Genomic DNA, 1,755 nt, shown 5'->3' with positions numbered 1-1,755 from the left:
ATATCTTGAGCGGTGCTAACAAATTGACTCTAGCTGACAGAAAATGGACTTGTCCAGTCTGTCATAAATATCATCTTAGAGATCATAATGCAGCTATCAATATCCTAAATAAAGGATTGGCAAAACAGTAAAATATAAAGTCCGTTTGGCAACTTGCGGACTAAAAAGGCATTGGTAATTAGCGTGTAAGACATATCATCTTCGGATGGTACGCAGTGCCGTATCTATGCAAATTGTGACTAATAAACAGTTAGTGTGTTTATTACTTACAAGCCATGGACTTTAGTCCATGGTAGTTGACTACTCTATATAGTTCATGCAAACTCGCCAATGATTCGGCATTCTCTTTTCCCTGAATCAAATCCCCTGTAATCATGATCAGATCAAAACTATTTTCATGTAAAACCTTAGAAATCCCCATTAAAGTTTTCAGATCATCTTCTTGGAGTGGATACTCTCCCAAATGTAGATCCGTCAATTGGCAAATTCTAAACGGAGCTCCTTTTTTAACGCTTAAAACCACTTCTTACTCCCCCATATTCAAAAATTCAGTGTAACCTTGGTCAATACTAGAAACCGCATGGGCATCTGATCCATAGACCAACTTAATTCCCTTAGCTTGAGCTTGGTAAATGATTTCCCAAGTAGGCGATGGTTCCTGTTGAGTGGACCGTTTTAATCCCGACATATTACAGTCCAACATCTCATGGTTCTTTTGGATTCGAGTCAGAATTCGGTCGGTCAGTTCCTTAGTTTTTTCATCTTCCCAAATAGTTTCTACTGGAAAATCTCGAATCCACTTGCGATATAACGTTATGTGACCGTAACGTTTAGGCTTATTGTCAGTCTGCCACTTAACCGCCTTCAATATCCTCTCTAAGTAAGCATTAGCCACTTGAATCGGCGTCTGATATTCTCGAAGAACACCGTCACAAAAGTCTTTATAGCTTTCATCCACAGCTCGTAAGCCAGTTTTCGTCGGCAGAAAATGTACTGAAAGAATCGCATCATCGATCTGCTCTTGATATTCAACTAACATTTGACTCGTCCAATCGGAAAATTGTTCGATATAATCAATTTCAAAGCCAACTAGAATCTTGATAAAACCAGAATACTTTTTCTTTAAATAGTTCATTTTTTCAAAATAAGCTGGCAATTCTTCAATCGGCATAGCCGCAGTTGTAATTGCGTGTTCTGCACCTTTAGCAACTCGATAAAAATCTGGTGCCATCGGAAAATGCTCGGTAATGGTATATGTTTTAAAGCCCGATTTGATGGCCCTTTTGATAAATAATTCCGTATCCTCACCTGAACCGTGTGGACAAAATTCAGTATGAGTATGGCCATTCCAAGTTTTTGAATCATAATTTAACAACTCTGAACTAATCATTATGCCTCCACTTATTAGATACTCTACTTTTCTGACACTAAAAATTTAACAAAGGATTATATATTTTTTGTATAAGCGTTTCGGTGGATTTTGGGATTATGCTTTATGATTTATTATTTTAAATAATATTATTATAGAAAATTTCGTTAATTTAGTAGTTATTTACTCTTTTTGACAATGATTTTTGATTGGATTCATAATAATCGATAGTTTTATATTTTTCTGAAATCATTTAATTTATTTTAATATTTAACCAAAAAGCACCTCTGATCCAAAAATACTGAATCAGAAGTGCTTTTACTTTATAACCGAGCTTGTTTCACTCTCTTCCTACGATTAGTCAAGTGGATATATAGAAAATGAGA

General features: G+C 35.6%; 3 protein-coding genes. 1 reads left to right on the top strand and 2 read right to left on the bottom strand.

Translation table 11 applies throughout. The features are described from left to right. The first annotated feature begins 5 nt into the window (after nucleotides 1-5). Nucleotides 6-131, top strand: coding sequence for a zinc ribbon domain-containing protein (locus FD29_RS11245; RefSeq protein ID WP_420834653.1), 126 nt, complete (start codon nucleotides 6-8; stop codon nucleotides 129-131). Nucleotides 132-262: 131 nt separating this feature from the next. On the opposite strand, the gene FD29_RS05225 is transcribed toward FD29_RS11245, so the two are convergent. Together FD29_RS05225 and hisJ are read right to left on the bottom strand one after the other, a co-directional pair. After that, nucleotides 263-523 carry a metallophosphoesterase gene (locus FD29_RS05225; protein ID WP_057887903.1) on the bottom strand — a complete coding sequence of 87 codons (261 nt, stop codon included), beginning with the start codon at nucleotides 521-523 and terminating at the stop codon, nucleotides 263-265. Between the two features lie 3 nt (nucleotides 524-526). Next, nucleotides 527-1,390: a histidinol-phosphatase HisJ gene (gene hisJ / locus FD29_RS05220; RefSeq protein ID WP_057887902.1), complete on the bottom strand. Its 864-nt coding sequence runs from the start codon at nucleotides 1,388-1,390 to the stop codon at nucleotides 527-529. Nucleotides 1,391-1,755 lie beyond the last annotated feature (365 nt).

Origin of the sequence: Companilactobacillus mindensis DSM 14500 (assembly GCF_001434275.1) — a bacterium.
In the GTDB taxonomy this organism is placed as follows: domain Bacteria; phylum Bacillota; class Bacilli; order Lactobacillales; family Lactobacillaceae; genus Companilactobacillus; species Companilactobacillus mindensis.
Note: the sequence above shows the minus strand (reverse complement) of the source record. Positions and strands in the feature narration are given on the sequence as shown.

Excerpts from the sequence above, each read along its gene's own strand:
- hisJ (WP_057887902.1), bottom strand. The coding sequence starts at position 1,390 with ATGATTAGTTCAGAGTTGTTAAATTATGATTCAAAAACTTGGAATGGC.